This window comes from Streptococcus tangpeifui (assembly GCF_011038795.1).
GTDB classification, from domain to species: Bacteria; Bacillota; Bacilli; order Lactobacillales; family Streptococcaceae; genus Streptococcus; species Streptococcus tangpeifui.
This window is the reverse complement of the sequence record NZ_JAAKDU010000002.1, coordinates 269,063-287,422: the sequence shown is the minus strand read 5'-3', so window position 1 is coordinate 287,422 and position 18,360 is coordinate 269,063. Positions and strand designations below refer to the sequence as shown.

Genomic DNA, 18,360 nt, shown 5'->3' with positions numbered 1-18,360 from the left:
TGATTAGTAGGTCGTCAAGTCACGGGCTAAATCAGCGAAATCAAGACGAGCTTTGTGTGGGTTGTTGACGATAATTTTACCATCTTCAGTCAAGCTAAATAAAGCCCCTTCTTCTGCTGTTCCAAGGATTGGACTTTCTACCAATTCCTCATTGTGGATACCAACGGCAAGTCCGCCGCGACCCTCTTTAAGCAATTCAACAGCGTGAGCGCCCATCCAAGAAGCAAGGATACGGTCACGGGCTGTTGGAGCACCACCGCGAACGACATGCCCAAGACTCGTTGCACGAAGATCACTAGTATCCCCTGCTTCTTTCATCTTAGCAGCAAATTCTTGAGCACTCATAACGCCTTCGGCCAGAACAATAATGTGGCGTTGTTTACCATTTTCGTAGCCAGATTTAACCTTGGCAACAACATCCTTGATATCGTAGTCTTCTTCTGGAACAATAATTTGATCAGCACCTGCTGCAATACCAGACCAAAGGGCAATATCACCAGCATTACGCCCCATTACTTCTACGACAAATGTTCGCCCATGACTATAGGCAGTATCGCGAAGCTTATCTAAAGCTTCTGTCGCTGTTGTGACCGCTGTGTCAAAACCAATTGTGTAATCAGTACCGACAATATCATTATCGATAGTACCTGGAAGACCGACTGCTGGGAAGCCGTGTTCTGTTAAACGCATGGCACCATGATAAGAACCATCACCACCAACAACAACAACACCTTCAATGCCGTGTTTCTTAAGTTGTTCAATACCTTTCAGTTGCCCTTCAAGAGTGGCAAATTCTGGATAGCGGGCTGACTGAAGGAAGGTACCACCACGGTTGATGATATTTGAGACAGCTTGACTATCAAATTGGAAGATGTCTCCTTCAACCATACCAGCATAACCACGGTTAATTCCGAAAACTTCCATATCTTCGGCAATTGCTTTACGAACGACAGCACGAATGGCAGCGTTCATTCCAGGGGCGTCACCACCACTGGTTAAAACAGCAATACGTTTCATTATACCTGTTACTCCTTTATTATTTTTAACCCTTTAATTATAGCACATTCGTTTTTAAAATGCTCTTTTTTCGGAATTTTTTTAATGATAAATCGTTTTCATGACAAAGTTTGTCAGCTCTTTTTGAAGTTTTTCTGACTTGGCTACAAAGAGCTGCTGACTCTGCATGGTTTGGTTCGTATCCTGATAGTGGAGGACGACTGGAATAGAACCTGGGTAGGCTTGTAAAATCTGGGCTATCTCTTGATCATGGGCATGGTCAGCCAGCTGAATCCAAAACTTCTCTTGGCTCACCGGTTCCAAAGACTGGAGAACCAACTGTAAATGGCCGTCCCTCTCTTGGACTCGTCCAGTTATATAATAGATTTCTCCTTCTTTAAGATAAGCCTTCCATTGTCTATAAGCCTCGGGGAAAACAGTCACGTCCAATTTTTGCTTGGTGTCTGTTAGACTGACAAAGGCCATCTGCTCTCCTTTGGATTTCGTGCGAATCACGCGCACCGATTCAATTTGTCCTAAAACCTTGGTTTGACTATTCGCAATCAATTCTTCAAATGGACTGTAACTTCCCTTCAAATCTTTTGCTAAGGAGACTAGCGGATGGGGACTAATACCAACGCCTAAAAGAGCGACTTCTAAATTGTACTTTTGACTGGCTGTATAATCTTCGGCCTGAACCCAATTGTAAGAAGATTCCGCAAAGAGACTGCCCAGCTCATGAACAAAGGTGAAGAGAGACTCTAAATTTTCTTCGATTTTACGGCGATTAGGTTCGAATTGGTCAAAGAGACCAATCTGAATTAAAGGGAGGATGTAGTCTACCTTCTGATAGTTTTCTGACAGACGAGTCAAAAAATCTTCGATTGACTTAAAAGGACGCTGCTCAATAATCCAATAGGCTAGTTCTCTAGGAAATCCCTTGAGATTCTTTAAACCCATGTAAATGATGCCATCCGAAATCTTATCTCTATAGGGAACCGTATTAATGGATAGGGTACCAACTGTAAAATCAGTTTGCAGAGCATCCGTGATGTAGTCAGCGCTGGAATAGTTGAGCATGACATCATAAAAAATAGAAGGATAATGAGCCTTAAAATAAGCTAATTGGAAGGCTAGAGCCGAATAGGCGAAAGCATGGCTGCGATTAAAACCATAGCCTGCGAACTTGGCCATCCGCTCAAAAAGCTCCTTAGCAGTGGACGGATTGCGCCCCAAATCCTTAGCTCCTTGCAGAAAGTCTGCTTCCATCTTCTGCATTTCTGCTTGGTTTTTCTTGGACATAGCTCGCCGTAAAAGATCAGCCTTTCCCAATGTGAAACCAGCGAACACTTGAGCAATCTGCATGACCTGCTCCTGATAAAGCATAATGCCGTAAGTCCCTTCTAAAATAGGAGCGACCAAGGGATCGATCAGGTCAACTGCTTCTTTACCATATTTACGATTGATAAAGTTCTCAGTATAATCACTAGCTCCAGGTCGATTAAGACTTGTCGTAGCAACGATTTCTTCAAACTTGGCTGGCTTGATTCGTTTCAAGAGATTGATGGCCCCAGCTTGTTCAAACTGAAAGATTCCCTTGGTCTTGCCAGCAGCAAAGAGGGCTAGGGTATCAGGATCTTCCAAATCAATGCTCTTGATATCCAGCTGAACACCTTGTTCTTCTGCTAATTTTTCGGCCATTCGTTGAACGAAGGTTAGATTACGCAGGCCTAGGAAGTCCATTTTCAAAAGGCCGTTAGCTTCAACTGCTCCTGCATCATACTGGGTAATCATCATATCTTCGCCAGCCTTGAGCGGAATATGGTCAGTCAAGTCATCATCACTCATGACAATACCAGCTGCATGAATGGAGGTCTGACGGGGCAGCCCCTCAATCCTCTTTGCAATGGTGAAAGCTTTTTGATATTCCAGCTTGCTGTTAATAATCTGCCGAAAAGACATATTCTTTTCGTAAGCAGAACTCAGATCATCGCGAAAACTAATTTTGCGGGTGATGTTAGTCAGTTCATATTCAGCTGCTCCAAAGCGCTTGAAAACATCTCGAATAGCCTGCTTAGCACCAAAGGTTGAAAAGGTTACAATCTGAGCTGAATGACGACTACCGTAGCGATCTCTGACATAGCGGAGAAACTCAGTCCGATAAACATCAGGAAGGTCGATATCAATATCTGGCATGGAATAACGTTCTTCATTCAAAAAGCGTTCAAAGAGCAGATTGTTTTTAATAGGATCAATGCCTGTAATGTCAAGAGCAAAGGCTACCAAGCTTCCTGCAGCTGAGCCCCGGCCCATACCCATATAATAGTGACGAGAACGACCAAACCGCAAAAGGTCCCAAACAATCAGAAAGTAGTCATCAAAACCCATCTTATGGATAATCCCTAATTCCTTATCCAGACGCTCTTGGTAAGCGGTATTAAAGAGCCCTTTTTCTTTGAGTCCTGCTTCTGCTCGCTCTCGCAACTCGACTACAGCCTCTTTATCGCGATTAAAGCGAGGTAATTTTAGTTCATGGTCAAACTGATAAGAAACCGAATTTAAAACTCGCTCCAAATTTTCCAAAGACTCTGGAAAACGTTCTTGAAAAAGCTGCTCCATCTCAATCCGGGGATAAAGCTGCTGATGAGCCTTGGGCGGATGAACATCTTTCAAAGGGAGATTGTCCGAAATGGCATGAAGGACCTGCAAACTTTCTCGCTCTTCTTCAGAAAAATAACGAACCGTCTGTAAGGGTAAAATAGGTTTGGAGTAAACCTGCTGAGGACTATCCAAAGAAACTCCAATATAGTAATCAAACGGCAGTTGCAGGTTCTCAAGACCAGCAAAATAAGGGACTAGGATAGCCAACCCCTGCTGATAATTTGATAAATCTTCTAAGATTAGCCCATCACTCATTTTTAGCGTAGAAAGTTTGAGAAGATTTTTATAACCTTGGGTATTGAGAGCGAGCAGGAGCACACTGAAGATTTCATCATCCTGATGGAAGGTTAGCTCGATGCCCAGAACAGGCTGCAAACCCTCTTTTTTTGCCTCTACAGCAAAGTGATAGGCTGCATAGAGATTGTCCTTATCCGCAATACCAACATGACTATAACCCAAGTCTTTAGCCTTTTGCACATAAGACTTAAGATCGATCAGACTATCCATAAAACTATATACTGTCTTAGTATCTAAGGGGGCAAACATTGGTAGTCCTTTCTTTCGTTTTAACTTGCTACTATTATACTATGAAACGCATCATTTATCCTACTTAAAGCCTTAAAAACAGCCAATTATAGGCTATTAAAGGATCTTTCAGCTTGAATTTTTAATAAAAATACTGTATCATTTATCTATGACAATTATTAAATTTAGAAGGGAGATACTATGGCTTGGACCTTTGATGAAAAATCACCAATCTATTTGCAAATTGCAAAAAATATTAAAATCAAAATCGTTAGCCAGGAAATGAAGCAGGGTGAACAATTGCCGACCGTTCGCGATTACGCCCAAGAAGCTGGAGTCAATCCCAATACCATGCAACGAGCTTTTACCGAGTTAGAACGGGAAGGAATGGTCTTCTCACGGCGAACTGCGGGACGCTTTGTAACTGAAGATGCTAGTTTAATTGAAGAAAAGCGCGCAGAATTAGCTCAAGATGAAATTGCTAATTTCATGTTAAATATGGAAAATATCGGTTTTTCTGACCGAGAAATTTTAGCAGAAATTGACAATTATCTTAAACAGAATTCAGTAAATTAGAAAGAGAGCGTAAGCATGGAGAAATTATTACAAATCCATCATGTTTCAAAATCTTATGGCAAGCAAGCAGCCCTAGATGATGTGAGTTTAACAGTTTCTAGCGGAAAAATTGTTGGTCTGCTCGGTCCTAATGGATCCGGTAAAACAACCTTAATTAAACTTATCAATGGTCTTTTAAAGCAGTCCAGTGGTGAAATAGTTGTCGATGGTTTCCATCCATCTGTCAACAGTAAAAAAATCGTTTCCTATCTTCCAGACACCAGCTATCTCAATGAAACTATGACCGTAAATCAAGCTGTGAACCTTTTTCAAGACTTCTACCAAGACTTTGATGTTAATAAAGCTCAAGCTCTGCTCAAAGATTTAAGCATTGATACTAAAGAAAGGATCAAAAACTTATCTAAAGGAACTAAAGAAAAGGTTCAACTCATCTTAGTCATGAGTCGTCAAGCTAAACTTTATGTGTTAGATGAACCAATCGGCGGAGTTGATCCCGCAGCGCGCGACTATATTCTGCGTACTATTATCAACAATTATTCAGAGGAGGCATCAGTAATCATTTCCACCCACTTGATTACCGATGTTGAACAAATACTGGATGATGTGATCTTCCTAAAAGAGGGTAAGGTTATTCTTGAAGGTAATAGTGATGATATTCGCTTTGAACACGGAAAATCTATCGATGCTCTCTTTAGAGAAATGTTTCAGAATTAGGAGGTCCCCATGTTTGGTAAATTAGTTAAATATGAATTTAAGGCTATCGGTCACTGGTATCTAGCCCTAAATGGCTTAATTTTGCTTGCCAGTTTGGTTTTGAGCTTCTATGCTTCCTATATTAGCCATCACTATGATCTTTTTGAAAGCGGCGGTTTTCTGGCTCTAATCTTTATCTTGGTCATCTTAGCCTTTGCCTGCTTGATTGTCGGTCAATTAATTGCAACCTTGATTTTAATCATTAGACGCTTCTACAGTAATCTCTTTGGCCGAGAAGGTTATCTCACTTTGACCTTACCCGTTAAGGAAAGTCAACTGATTTCTTCAAAACTCTTGGTTGCCATAACTCTAACCATTGGGAATTGTATAGTGATTGTTCTTTCCCTAGGACTAATCTACAGTTTTGTTAATCATCAGGATACTTCAGCTTTTTATAGATTTTTTAAATCGGCCTCTCCAAATGCCACCGTTGCAACTATCAGAAGTGGCGTTCTACTCTCCTTAGTCAGCGCTATCATCAGCTGGATCTCTAATATCCTCTTGATATATGCGTCTATCACTGTTGGCCAGCTCTTCCGCAACCATCGAGTTTTGATGGCCTTTGTCTGCTACTTTGTCATTGAGGGTATCTTGACGTTTATCAGTAGTTTTCTTCAACTCGCAACTGGTAGTAAAGATATTCTTACAGATTACAATACGCGGCTGATTGTTGGTAGTATCATTGATGCTGCTCTCGCTCTTGTTTGGTATCTAACCAGCCATTATATTATTAAAAATAAAGTTGATATCCAATAACTCCCATATAACTCCCATAAAAAAGACCTCGCAGAGGTCTTTTTTATAACTTATTTAGCCGTACCTAGGCCGGTTTGTTCCTTATCAGTCAATTTACCATTAGTGAAGTTCAGAATCATCTGACCATCTTTTTGCCCTTTGGCGAGCTTGAGGTTACTAGACCAGACTGCCTGTAATTCAGTCTTATCTGAGGATGCTGCCTCTGATAGACTGTCGGGAGCCCCATATTTCGCTACCATATCCGAGTAGGCATAACCAGTCTTCAGATTTTGATAATCCTTAACTGAAAAATTAGCAGAGCGATGATAAGAATAGCCTTTAATCGAACGAACCAGCGTACTATCGTTAAAGAGCTTGACTTCAACAGTAATACTACCAATATTCCAAGTATAAACTTCTAAAGTGATATTCCCCGATGAAGGCTTTTCTTGCTTATGAGCTTTAGGCTCACCGAAATATTGTTTCAACTGAGCTAAATTCGTACCCCCAGAAAAATCATTATCAGCCTTACCCAAACTTACCTTATCAAAGTTTTTTCGAACATTATCATGGTTATCAGAGCTCTGTAGCGTGGAAGATGATAGAGATAAAGAAGATGATGACGTTGAGTTATCATCATTGCTTGACTTATGGCAAGCCACTAAAACTGTAATCGCCAGGAGACTCATGAGACCTGTAATGACTTTTTTCATCATAAAAAACCCTTCCTTTTATCCGAAAATTAGAAATTTTCTATGGAGCCGGTGGGAGTCGAACCCACGTCCAAACACCTGCTAACTTATTCGTCTACAACCATAGGTTATGTATTAATTTAACAAGACCTCGACACATAACTCAAGCCCAAGTCTTGCGAGTCAGTAAATCTCTTTTAGGCTGACCTGACTGCAACCTAATGTAGCTTGCTGATTTTAAGACTAATAAACAAACACAAGCAATCTGTTATTAGTCACACAGGCTGGTGTTTAGGCAGCTACTGCGTAAGAATTTGTATTTTTTGCAGTTATATTTAACTGGCATTTTAACATCTGCCGATGGGTTGCAAAACAAGCCTCATAATGCCTGTCGAATCCGTAACGACCCCTAAACATTACTTGAGCCATTATAACAAATCCAGTTAGAAATAGCAAAAATAAGTGAATTAGGGTATAATCAAACCATGTATGAATTTTTCAAGAAAGCCATTCAATGGTTAGGCTGGCTAGTCTTAATTGTCAGTGCTATTCTAGTTATTTGGCTCTTTAAAGATGGAACACTGAGTGATTTTGAGCGCTTTAAAACCTGGGTTGCTCAATACAAGATACTCTCCCCTCTGATTTTTACGCTTATTCAAATTATTCAAGTGGTTTTACCCATCATTCCCGGTGGAGTCACGACTATTGTTGGTTTTGCTGTCTTTGGTTTCTGGCAAGGTCTGCTTTATAATTCTATCGGTATTATCATTGGCAGTATCATTCTTTTTATTTTGGTTCAAAATTTTGGCCGTAAATTTATTCTTCTTTTCGTTAAAGAGGAGACCTTTAAGAAGTATGAGGCCAAGCTGGAAAGCCCCGGTTATGAACGTTTCTTTATCTTCTGTATGGTCTCTCCTGTCTCTCCAGCTGATCTCATGGTCATGGTCACTGGTCTGACCAATATGTCCTTGAAAAAATTCACCATGATTATGATTTGGACCAAACCCATTTCTGTTGTCGGTTATAATCTGATTTGGGAACTTGGTGGTAAATGGGCCTATTACCTTTTCGGCTTTACTAAGAAATAGTCATAGAAACTGAGCAAAAATAAAATTGACCAAATAAATAAGGCTGAGAACTTTTGTCTCAGCCTCTTTCTTTCCACTCTGAGGGAATCGAACCCCCATCTCAAGAACCGGAATCTTACGTGATATCCATTACACTAAGAGTGGCAACAGATAGTATTATACCATGTTCAAAAAGATTTTGCTATAGGAAATAATAAGATTTTAGATAGGTGTTATTCTCAAAGTAAGTGGCAAAATTTAAGTCGAAGTTAGCCAGCCACAAAAATCATCTGAAGAGATCTGTAACCGAGTAGTTTCTTGGGATAGTGGTTGATCTAATTTTTAATGAACGCGACCAGCTCGTTGGTCGCATTTTGCGTCCCCTTATGATTCTCAGTAATTTTCTCATACTAATATTTTTCACTACTTGTGGAACAAGAATGACTCTAGGAACTTGATAAGTTTACCAGACTCAAACTCTTTGAAATACCAAAAAGAGCCTACTGTTTCTGCTGTACAAATCGCTGTCTGCTCAAAACAAGATTTTTCTAATATATTGCTTGTGACCACAAAAAAACAGCCTGTAGGCTGCTTTATCTTACAATTCAATATCTCCAAAGAGATCTGCCATTGAGAAACCTGTTTGGGTTTCTGGCAATTCGTAATCGCGTCTTTCACGTTTTTGACGACGTGGACGTGATTGACGTTTTTCTCCTTGGCCTTCTGCATCAGCAGGACGTTCTTGAAGAGCTTTGATTGACAATGATACACGCTCTGCATCAGCATCAACTGACAAAACTTTTACTTGAACTTCTTGACCTACTGAAAGGACATCTTTTGGATTTTCAACACGTTTGTGAGAAATTTGTGAAATGTGAACAAGTCCATCAATACCAGGGAGAACTTCAACAAAAGCACCAAAATCAGTCAAACGCTTAACCTTGCCATCGATAACATCGCCAGCAGCTAATTTTTGTTCAACACCATCCCATGGTCCAGGGGTTGTAGCCTTCAATGAGAGTGAGATACGCCCTGCCTCTTCATCAATAGCAAGAACTTTAACATCAATTTCGTCGCCAACAGAAACAACTGACTTAGGTGATACATTACGTTCATGAGACAGCTCAGTCACGTGAACAAGTCCATCAACACCGCCAAGGTCAACAAAAGCTCCGAAGCTAGTTAAACGAGCCACTTTACCTTGAACAACTGAACCAACTTCAAGTTTAGAGAAGATTTCTTGACGAGCTGCTGCATTCTTTTCTTCCACAACTTCACGCCGCGAAAGAATAAAACGATTTTCAGCTGGATCAACTTCTTTGATTTTAGCTTCGATATCTTGACCAACAAATTGTTCTGTATTACGAACAAAACGCGTATCAAGCATAGAAGCAGGGATAAATCCACGAAGTCCTTCAAATTCTACTGACAGTCCACCTTTAACGGCACGAGTTCCTTTAACCGTTACAACTTCACCTTCACGACCGACAAGTTTATCCCAAGCTTTACGTGCTTCTAAGCGTTTTTTAGAGACAAGATAAGTAACAGTATCTGTGTCTTTACCAACAACTTGACGAAGAACAAGAACTTCAATCTTATCACCAGATTTAACAAAGTCATTAATGTCAGCTTCACGATCGTTAGTCAATTCACGAAGAGTCAAGACACCTTCAATACCAGTACCTTCTATAATTACGTTTGCTTGATCATTATCAACTGTCAAAACTTCAGCAGTGACAACGTCACCAGGGTTAACTTCGCTAACACTGTTTAGCAAATCTTCAAATTCATTCATTCTAAAAAAACCTCCAGCAAGAACTGAACTGGCCAGCTCTCGACAACACTATATTTTCTTAAGGCAACCCGCAAGGATAACTTAACGGTTTAAGGACTAGCCTCATAACCTCAGACTGGGGTAGCTGGATTCGAACCAACGCATGAGGGAGTCAAAGTCCCTTGCCTTACCGCTTGGCTATACCCCAAAAGCAAATAACTTAATACTCAGGACAAATTAGAGAACCAAGTTGAACACGACCTAAAACCCTAGTGAAAAAGATAAACTTCCTAGCGTTATATCTAACGCTTCGTCAGCTTCCTATTTCGTACGGATTTTTAAACGGTCTTTGTATCCTGAGTATGGAAGGGGAGGGATTCGAACCCCCGAACCCGAAGGAGCGGATTTACAGTCCGCCGCGTTTAGCCTCTTCGCTACCCTTCCATGCAACTAGGGTTCATTCTAACATAAAGGAACCCTTAATGTCAACAGTTTTTAGTGATTTAGGTTGTAACTTTCAATGATTGATTCTATTGCCTGATCTAAGGTTTTGTAGGAATCTTTGAGTCCTTCTTTTTCAACAGTCGTAAACTGACCATCTACTTCTACGATTTGACCGACGGTACGTTTCCCAATGGTCAGTTCGTAGCCGGCCAACCGCTTGCCTGAAACAAGGACTTGAGCATCCGCTAACTGGATTTCAATTTTTTTATCTTTTTTTGCCATGGTTTAACTTCCTTATTTTGATTAAATTTCCTTTTAATTTTACAAAAAATCATGATGGCATGCAAGGTGAAATGCTATTTATTTTTAACTAGTAGTTTTTCATTTCGATTTAACCAAAAAAACTCCCTGAAACTAAACTTTCAGGAAGTTGATTAGGTATATAAACGTTTAATCGACCTTATAAATCCAGCCTTCTGGACCTTCGACATCACCAAATTGAATACCAGTCAAGAGATCGTAAAGCTTACGGGTGATAGGTCCTACTTCTGTTTCACTGTAAAAGACATGGAAATTATCACCGTGTTGAACACCACCAATTGGGGAGATAACTGCTGCAGTACCGCAAGCACCGGCTTCTTTGAAGCGATCCAAATCATCAATAAAGACATCACCTTGAACAGGCTTGAGACCAAGATTATGTTCTGCCAAATAAAGCAAGGAGTATTTAGTGATAGACGGCAGGATCGATGGGCTGAGCGGCGTTATAAACTCATCATCCTTACTGATACCGAAGAAGTTTGCTGAACCCACTTCTTCAATCTTCGTGTGGGTAGCAGGGTCCAGATAGATGACATCCGAGAAGCCTGTATTGTGGGCAATGTCACCCGGCATAAGACTGGCCGCATAGTTACCACCAACCTTAGCAGCACCTGTACCATGAGGAGCAGCTCGGTCATAGTCGTCTTGAATCAAGAAGTTAGTTGGCTGTAAGCCACCCTTGAAGTAGTTACCAACTGGCATAGCGAATACTGTGAAAATATATTCATCAGCTGGATGCACTCCGATAACATCACCGACTCCAATCAAGAGAGGACGCAGATAAAGGGTTGCTCCTGTACCATAAGGCGGCACATAGTCTTCATTAGCCTTAACGACCTGCTTACAAGCATCAATGAACTTATCAGTCGGTACTTGTGGCATCAAGAGGCGGTCAGCTGTTCGTTGCAGGCGAGCCGCATTTTGGTCAGGACGAAAAAGTTGAACTGAACCATCTTTGGTGCGATAGGCTTTCAATCCTTCAAAAGCTTGTTGGCCATAGTGCAGAGCTGGAGAGCTTTCAGAAATATGCAAAGTCGCGTCTTCTGTCAATTTGCCTTCGTCCCATTTACCATCCTTATAATAAGAAAGGTAGCGATAAGGGAGTTTGTGATACTCAAACCCCAAGTTTTCCCAATCTAAATCAACTGTCATAAATCAATCCCTCTTTCTAACAGGTAATATGATTTTATTGTAGTCCTTTTTAGTTGCTTTTTCAAGGTTTTTGTGGAAAAATTCAGAAAATTTGGTTAATAGGAAGAGTTGCTCATTTTCAAACAGTTCATTTTTTTATTATTGGCTACTGACAAACTTTTCCAAGGATAATCAAAGTTTGACACATTACAATGCTTATCTTTTCTCAATCAATTCCTGATGATTTTTTAAACCATCAATCAGTAATATAAGGCTCTTTTACCGTTACATCTGTGTGATTAAATTTCAAAATTAAGGGCCCATAAATTTTTACCATCATAATAGCAAAAATAGCAAAAGTATCGATAAGCAGATAAGTGTAAAAACTATAGAATTTTCATGTTACTTTTCTTATTTAACGTGAACTGTTCTTGATAATATTCTTTTAATTATCCTCTAAAACAAAAGAAATCAGACGATGGAATCGTCTAATTTCTTAAAATGGAGCTATTTCACTTCTGCTTTATAGACTTCTTCATCTGAGATGGTATCTGAAATGAAACTACCGTTGCTGGTACGCTCAGATAGACCTAGGTCAACCAAGTTGACTTGTTCAATCTTACCAGTCTTAGACATGACTTCCAAAATCTGTTGGTCATTAGATTCTTGGACTTCTGTACTGAAGAGGTCAAGGTCTTGGGTATTGGCATCTGACAGGACCGGTCCTGCTAGGAAGATGCGATGCGGTTTTGACTTGAGTTCTCTGAGAACTTGCAGGCCACGCCCTGCCCGCTTGGCTAATGGAATATCATCCATTGCCATCCGCTTGAGACTGCCGCGTTGAGTCAGAATAAAGAAGGATTTAGTGTTGGCAATAAAAGCTGACTTAACGGTATCACCATCTTTAAGGTTGATAGCTTTGACTCCTGCTGCTTTAGCACCAACAACAGGCACCTCTTCAATAGAAAAGTGTAGGGCATAGCCTTTTTCAGTAATTATCATGACCTGATCCAACTTGATTGGAGCAATAGTAACAATCTGATCTTCTTCACCTTTAAGTTTGGCATACTTAACCGATTTAGTTTTATAACTCCGCCATGGCTGAAATTCAGTCCGATCCACTCGCTTAATTTGCCCTTGCTTAGTCACTGCAAAGTAAGTTTCAGGGATAAAGTCATCAATGATTTCGGCATAGAGTACCTCTTCATCGGTCGCAAAATTTGTTACCGTTTGTGAAAGATGCTCACCAATATCTTTCCAACGAATATCAGTCAGTTCATGAATCGGTCGGTAGATGACATTGCCGAGATTGGTAAAAATCAGCAGGTGCTGGGTTGTCTTAGCCGGTGCAATGATGACAACTTGATCGTCATCCCGCTTGCCTAGTTCTTCAGGTGTAGACGCATTGTAGGAACGCGGGCTGGTTCGTTTGACATAGCCGCTGCGAGTTAAGCTGACATAGGTGTCTTCTTCGACAATCAGGCTGGCTGTATCAATTTCAATCGCTTGTGCTTGAGCCTGCAGTTCTGAACGACGAGGGTTACCAAATTTCTTTTTAACCTCACGGAGTTCACGTTTCATGAGATTATACATGGTGCGTTCATCGCCGATGATGGCTTTGAGGGTAGCAATTTGCTCCCGCAGAGCTGCATCCTCCTCTTCCAAAGTGACGATGTCAGTATTGGTCAGACGGTAGAGCTGCAAGGTCACAATAGCTTCGGCTTGCTCCTCGGTAAAGTCATAAGAGACCTTAAGGTTTTCCTTAGCATCCGCCTTGTTTTCCGAAGCCCGAATTAAGGCAATCACTTCATCCAAAATAGAGAGTACCCTAATCAGTCCTTCTACAATATGGAGACGCTTTTCGGCCTTCTTCTTATCGAATTTAGAGCGGGCCACGATAATATCCCGCCGGTGGGCAATATAACTAGTCAGGATTGGAATAATCCCAACTTGCCTTGGCGTGAAATTATCGATGGCCACCATGTTAAAGTTATAATTGATTTGTAAGTCGGTGTATTTAAGCAGGTAGTTAAGAATCGCTTGACTGTCCGCATCCTTCTTAAGTTCAATGGCAATGCGCAAACCATCACGATCAGATTCGTCCCGTACCTCAGCGATGCCAGGTACTTTATTGTTGATACGAACCTCATCAATTTTCTTGACCAGCAGGGCCTTGTTGACATCATAAGGAATCTCGGTAACAATAATTTGTTCCTTACCACCTTTGAGAGGCTCAATCTCTGTACGCGAACGCACAACCACACGCCCTTTACCAGTTTCATAAGCTTTACGGATTTCGTCAGCTCCTTGGATAATGGCGCCTGTCGGTAGGTCTGGTCCAGGCATGAATTCCATGAGCTTATCAACCGTAGCCTTAGGATGGTCAATCATATAGATAACTGCATCAATGACCTCAGCTAGATTGTGGGGTGGAATATCGGTCGCATAACCAGCCGAAATACCAGTTGCTCCATTAACCAAAAGGTTGGGAAAGGCAGCAGGCAGGACTGTCGGTTCTTTTTCCGTATCATCAAAGTTCCAGGCCCAAGGCACTGTATCTTTGTCAATATCGTGAAGGAGATATCCTGCAATTTCCGACAGGCGAGCCTCTGTATACCGCATAGCAGCCGGTGGATCACCGTCCATAGAACCGTTATTCCCGTGCATTTCTACGAGGATCTCACGATTCTTCCAGTCCTGCGACATCCGCACCATGGCATCATAAATCGATGAATCCCCATGCGGGTGAAAATTCCCCATGATATTACCGACTGACTTGGCAGACTTACGATAACCCTTATCATGAGTATTCCCGTCCTTATTCATGGAATAAAGGATACGACGCTGTACTGGCTTCAAACCATCACGGATATCAGGTAAAGCCCGCTCTTGAATGATATATTTGGAGTAGCGGCCAAAGCGCTCTCCCATAATGTCCTCAAGGGACATGTTTTGAATGTTAGACATAATTAAGATACAAAGCCCGTAAAAAAGACAAAGTCAAAACAGGAAATCGGCAGAAAATCAAGATTTTCTAGACGATTTATCTTTTTGACACAGTCTTTAGGGCGTGTTCAGTTGATGCTAGCTGAACATTCCTTTCTTATTTATTGTACGTAGAAAATTTCTTTTTGACACTTTTCTTAAGTGGCGATGCTAGCGACCGCTGATGCTTTCATAGCTAAATTTGAAACTTCGACTCGAAATTTCCGATTTCTGATAACTATCATCTCTTCTTACAGCTCCTCGGTTCTATAAAGGCGATAACCTTCATAATCGTAACTGTGATCGACACCTTTCATATAGAGCTCACGGTTATCGATGTCATCCGTGAGTGCTTTTCTGAGGATATACTTGATTTCAATATCACGCACTGGACTACGTTCCATAGCCAGAAGATAATCTTCTTTATCGACCTGTGACCAGTCGATGACTTGACTAATCTCATTTTTTAGTAAATGGTCTAACCAGAGACGCATGCTGCGCCCATTGCCTTCGCGAAAAGGATGGGCAATGTTCAGTTCAACATATTTTTCAATAATGTGATCAAAAGTATCTTGAGGCATACTGTTAATGGTTTTAAGCGAAGCTTTCAAGTAGACTAAGGGAGCAAAGCGAAATCCACCCTTTGCTAAATCAACTAAGCGCAACTTTCCAGCAAAATCATAAATATCTTCGAACAAAAATCCATGAATAAATGCTAAAGTTTCGTAAGTACCTGCAGGTTTATCAGACAATAAATTTTCTTCAAATAGACGTTTAGCTTTTTCTTTACTGATTTTTTCTTCAGCTTTTGAGAGCTCAAGCGAATCTGTCAAACCTAACTTATTTTCTAAAACCATATTTCCTCACCTACTAACCTAATCACTCCACACATTTTCGTTTATATTTAATATGGCTAGCGACATTTCCTTCAACATCCTTCTCATCCCATAGTTGCAATTCCCATGGATAGTAGAAATTTCTCTTATTTTTGAAATAGATGTCAATACCAACATAACCGTCCTTATCCCGCAGGTACCAGTTTTTCAGCCCACATTTTTTCTGCCATATATCCAAACGTTCCATAACCTGAGAGGTCTCTTCGGACGTTAAAATCATCCGAGCACTAAAGATATTATTTAAAATAGCATTAACTAGACAGACCTCTTTGCGCTCTCTAAATCGTTCGATTTTATCTAAAAGTGACTTAGAAGTTTTTACGCGGCAAACGTAGCAAATGCATCGATATCAGCTCGCATAAGATAATCATTAATGGCGTCACGGAGATTGGTAGGCATCACAGCATTAAGACGCTCTTCTTTAGCAACACTGTCCAGTCTACGACTTTTCCCAAAGACCTACAGCAAAGGCGAGCATAATCATTCCTAAGATAAATTTGTCTGTAAACATAAAGTAAAGAGCTGCAAGAACAGACATAGCACAAGCCACTATCTTAATCCAACCTTTGTTAAACCCGTTTTTCCTCGTGCTTTCATTCGTCTTTAGCGGATCAATTATAACGCTTATCCGTCAAAAACGATATTATATTGACAGATGATAAGCTAGTGAGGAGATGACAGGCCACAGCCTGTTACGTTGTGAAAGTAGATGCTTTATTATCTTTTCAAATAAGCAATCAAAACACCGTACTTTCTTCCAAGGTAAACTTGACGTTATCCTCAATCCATTGGCGGCGTGGGGCAGGCTTGTCGCCCATGAGGACGGAGACGCGGCGCTCGGCACGGGCTAGATCTTCGATAGTTACACGAATCAAGGTGCGATTGTCAGGATCCATGGTTGTTTCCCAGAGTTGGTCAGCATTCATCTCACCCAGCCCCTTATAGCGCTGAAGAACTGAACCTTTACCAAATTTCTGGCGGAGCTCTTCTAGCTCACCATCAGTCCAAGCGTATGCTACCTGCTCCTTCTTACCCTTGCCCTTAGACATTTTATAGAGAGGCGGCAGAGCAATATAGACATGACCTGCTTCAACTAGTGGGCGCATGTACCTATAGAAGAAGGTTAGCAAAAGCGTTTGAATATGGGCACCATCGGTATCTGCATCGGTCATGATAATAATCTTGTCATAATTGATGTCATTAAGATTGAAATCCGGTCCAACACCAGCACCAATCGTGTAAATCATGGTATTGATTTCTTCGTTCTTAAGGATATCGGGCATTTTGGCTTTTTCTGTATTAAGCACCTTCCCCCTCAGCGGTAGAATGGCTTGGAACTTGCGGTCGCGCCCTTGCTTAGCAGATCCGCCGGCTGAGTCCCCCTCCACCAGATACAATTCATTTTTCTTAGAATTTCTAGATTGAGCAGGGGTCAGTTTTCCTGAGAGAAGCCCCTTATCTTTTTTATTTTTCTTGCCATTGCGGCTTTCATCACGAGCTTTGCGGGCTGCTTCTCGGGCATCACGCGCTTTGATAGCCTTACGAACCAAACTGGAGGCCAGCTCACCATTTTCCATTAGGAAAAAGGTCAATTGATCTGAAACCAAGCTATCAACAACGGGACGGGCCAGAGGGCTGCCCAGCTTATCCTTGGTTTGCCCTTCAAACTGCAAATGTTCCTCAGGAACAAGGATAGATAAGACGGCAGAGAGGCCTTCACGGTAATCTGAACCTTCCAGATTTTTATCCTTATCCTTGAGCAGACCAGTCTTTCTGGCATAATCATTCATGGCCTTTGTGATGGCCGTTTTTAATCCTGTCTCATGAGTTCCTCCGTCTTTAGTACGGACATTATTAACAAAAGATAAGATATTATCTGAAAAGCCATCGTTATACTGCATGGCGACCTGAACTTGGAAGCCTTGGTCTTCTCCTTCAAAATAGATAACAGGGGTCAGGGTTTCCTTATCTTCATTAAGATAGGAAACAAAATCCTGTACGCCATTTTCGTAATGAAATTCAGCTGCTTCATCTGTGCGTTCGTCCTTGAGGACCAAGGTCACTTCCTTGAGCAGGAAGGCGGATTCCTTGAGCCGCTCAGAAATGGTATTAAATTTGAAATCAGTTGTTGAGAAGATTGTATCATCAGGTTTAAAGGTAACCTTGGTACCCGACTTGGACTTGGGTGCCGTTCCGATTTTTTCTAAGGTAGTGACGGGTTTGCCACCATTTTCAAATCGTTGCTTATAAATGGCTCCGTCACGGGTAATCTCAACTTCCAGCCAGCTAGACAGGGCATTAACGACAGAAGATCCGACCCCATGCAGGCCACCAGAAGTCTTGTAGCCGCCTTGGCCGAACTTACCTCCGGCATGAAGCACGGTAAAAATGACTTCAACTGTGGGCTTGCCTGTAGCGTGCATGCCAGTCGGCATTCCCCGACCACTGTCGGTTATGCTGACCGAACCGTCTTGATGAAGGACCACTTCAATGCGATCCCCAAAGCCAGACAGAGCCTCATCGACAGCATTGTCGACAATCTCCCAAACTAGGTGGTGGAGGCCCGTTCCATCGGTCGATCCGATATACATCCCGGGACGTTTGCGGACCGCATCCAACCCTTCTAGCACCTGAATAGCATCATCATTATAATTAGTAATTGAAATTTCTTTTTTAGCCAACATTGACCTCCCAATTATTCATCCCTCTTATATTACAAGTTTTTGAAGGAATTTGCAAAAAAATTTAGCCTCAAGGCTTTAATTTATGCTTTTCAGCAGGCTTTCTTCCAAGAAAGCTGTAAT

13 protein-coding genes, 3 tRNA genes, 1 other RNA gene and 1 pseudogene are annotated in these 18,360 nt (G+C 41.4%); 4 read left to right on the top strand and 14 right to left on the bottom strand.

What is annotated here, in order from left to right:
* Positions 1–3: 3 nt before the first annotated feature.
* Positions 4–1,017 (bottom strand): 6-phosphofructokinase, encoded by a 1,014-nt coding sequence (gene pfkA / locus G7Y32_RS03045; RefSeq protein WP_165210429.1) that lies wholly within the window; start codon positions 1,015–1,017, stop codon positions 4–6.
* An 81-nt stretch (positions 1,018–1,098) separates the two neighbouring features.
* On the bottom strand, positions 1,099–4,203 hold the full coding sequence (locus tag G7Y32_RS03040) for a DNA polymerase III subunit alpha (RefSeq protein WP_165210426.1): 3,105 nt from the start codon (positions 4,201–4,203) through the stop codon (positions 1,099–1,101).
* 180 nt (positions 4,204–4,383) lie between these two features.
* On the opposite strand from G7Y32_RS03040, the gene G7Y32_RS03035 reads away from it, so the two are divergent.
* From G7Y32_RS03035 to G7Y32_RS03025, 3 genes are read left to right on the top strand one after another with little or no spacing between them, the layout of a single operon-like run.
* Positions 4,384–4,758 carry a GntR family transcriptional regulator gene (locus tag G7Y32_RS03035; RefSeq protein ID WP_165210423.1) on the top strand — a complete coding sequence of 125 codons (375 nt, stop codon included), beginning with the start codon at positions 4,384–4,386 and terminating at the stop codon, positions 4,756–4,758.
* A 15-nt stretch (positions 4,759–4,773) separates the two neighbouring features.
* The gene (locus G7Y32_RS03030; RefSeq protein WP_165210420.1) at positions 4,774–5,472 is read left to right on the top strand and encodes an ABC transporter ATP-binding protein; all 699 of its coding nucleotides are present in this window, start codon (positions 4,774–4,776) and stop codon (positions 5,470–5,472) included.
* A 9-nt stretch (positions 5,473–5,481) separates the two neighbouring features.
* Positions 5,482–6,267, top strand: coding sequence for a hypothetical protein (locus G7Y32_RS03025; protein ID WP_165210417.1), 786 nt, complete (start codon positions 5,482–5,484; stop codon positions 6,265–6,267).
* Positions 6,268–6,317: 50 nt separating this feature from the next.
* Here the strand turns inward: G7Y32_RS03025 and G7Y32_RS03020 are convergent, their stop codons facing one another.
* Together G7Y32_RS03020 and ssrA are read right to left on the bottom strand one after the other, a co-directional pair.
* Positions 6,318–6,959 carry a DUF3862 domain-containing protein gene (locus G7Y32_RS03020; RefSeq protein WP_165210561.1) on the bottom strand — a complete coding sequence of 214 codons (642 nt, stop codon included), beginning with the start codon at positions 6,957–6,959 and terminating at the stop codon, positions 6,318–6,320.
* A 40-nt stretch (positions 6,960–6,999) separates the two neighbouring features.
* Positions 7,000–7,348: a transfer-messenger RNA gene (ssrA, locus tag G7Y32_RS03015) on the bottom strand.
* Positions 7,349–7,423: 75 nt separating this feature from the next.
* Between ssrA and G7Y32_RS03010 the strand changes: the two genes are divergently transcribed.
* Entirely contained in the window at positions 7,424–8,026 is a 603-nt protein-coding gene (locus tag G7Y32_RS03010; RefSeq protein WP_165210414.1) for a TVP38/TMEM64 family protein, read from the top strand.
* 72 nt (positions 8,027–8,098) lie between these two features.
* Here G7Y32_RS03010 and G7Y32_RS03005 read toward each other — a convergent pair.
* The 10 genes and pseudogenes from G7Y32_RS03005 to parE all read right to left on the bottom strand — a co-directional run bounded on the left by G7Y32_RS03005 (position 8,099) and on the right by parE (position 18,237).
* Positions 8,099–8,170: transfer RNA gene (locus tag G7Y32_RS03005), tRNA-Arg, on the bottom strand.
* Positions 8,171–8,603: 433 nt separating this feature from the next.
* Positions 8,604–9,800, bottom strand: a complete 1,197-nt coding sequence (rpsA, locus tag G7Y32_RS03000) for a 30S ribosomal protein S1 (RefSeq protein ID WP_165210411.1) — start codon at positions 9,798–9,800, stop codon at positions 8,604–8,606.
* Between the two features lie 115 nt (positions 9,801–9,915).
* Positions 9,916–9,987: transfer RNA gene (locus G7Y32_RS02995), tRNA-Gln, on the bottom strand.
* Positions 9,988–10,142: 155 nt separating this feature from the next.
* Positions 10,143–10,223: transfer RNA gene (locus G7Y32_RS02990), tRNA-Tyr, on the bottom strand.
* Between the two features lie 51 nt (positions 10,224–10,274).
* Positions 10,275–10,505 (bottom strand): DUF2969 domain-containing protein, encoded by a 231-nt coding sequence (locus G7Y32_RS02985; RefSeq protein ID WP_165210408.1) that lies wholly within the window; start codon positions 10,503–10,505, stop codon positions 10,275–10,277.
* 168 nt (positions 10,506–10,673) lie between these two features.
* On the bottom strand, positions 10,674–11,696 hold the full coding sequence (locus G7Y32_RS02980) for a branched-chain amino acid aminotransferase (RefSeq protein ID WP_165210405.1): 1,023 nt from the start codon (positions 11,694–11,696) through the stop codon (positions 10,674–10,676).
* Between the two features lie 486 nt (positions 11,697–12,182).
* Positions 12,183–14,642 carry a DNA topoisomerase IV subunit A gene (parC, locus tag G7Y32_RS02975; RefSeq protein WP_165210402.1) on the bottom strand — a complete coding sequence of 820 codons (2,460 nt, stop codon included), beginning with the start codon at positions 14,640–14,642 and terminating at the stop codon, positions 12,183–12,185.
* Between the two features lie 269 nt (positions 14,643–14,911).
* Positions 14,912–15,517 (bottom strand): protein adenylyltransferase Fic, encoded by a 606-nt coding sequence (fic, locus tag G7Y32_RS02970; protein WP_165210399.1) that lies wholly within the window; start codon positions 15,515–15,517, stop codon positions 14,912–14,914.
* A gap of 22 nt (positions 15,518–15,539) precedes the next feature.
* Positions 15,540–15,946: pseudogene (locus tag G7Y32_RS02965) on the bottom strand (GTP pyrophosphokinase); the annotation flags it as partial.
* Positions 15,947–16,293: 347 nt separating this feature from the next.
* On the bottom strand, positions 16,294–18,237 hold the full coding sequence (parE, locus tag G7Y32_RS02960) for a DNA topoisomerase IV subunit B (protein ID WP_165210558.1): 1,944 nt from the start codon (positions 18,235–18,237) through the stop codon (positions 16,294–16,296).
* Between the last annotated feature and the right edge of the window lie 123 nt (positions 18,238–18,360).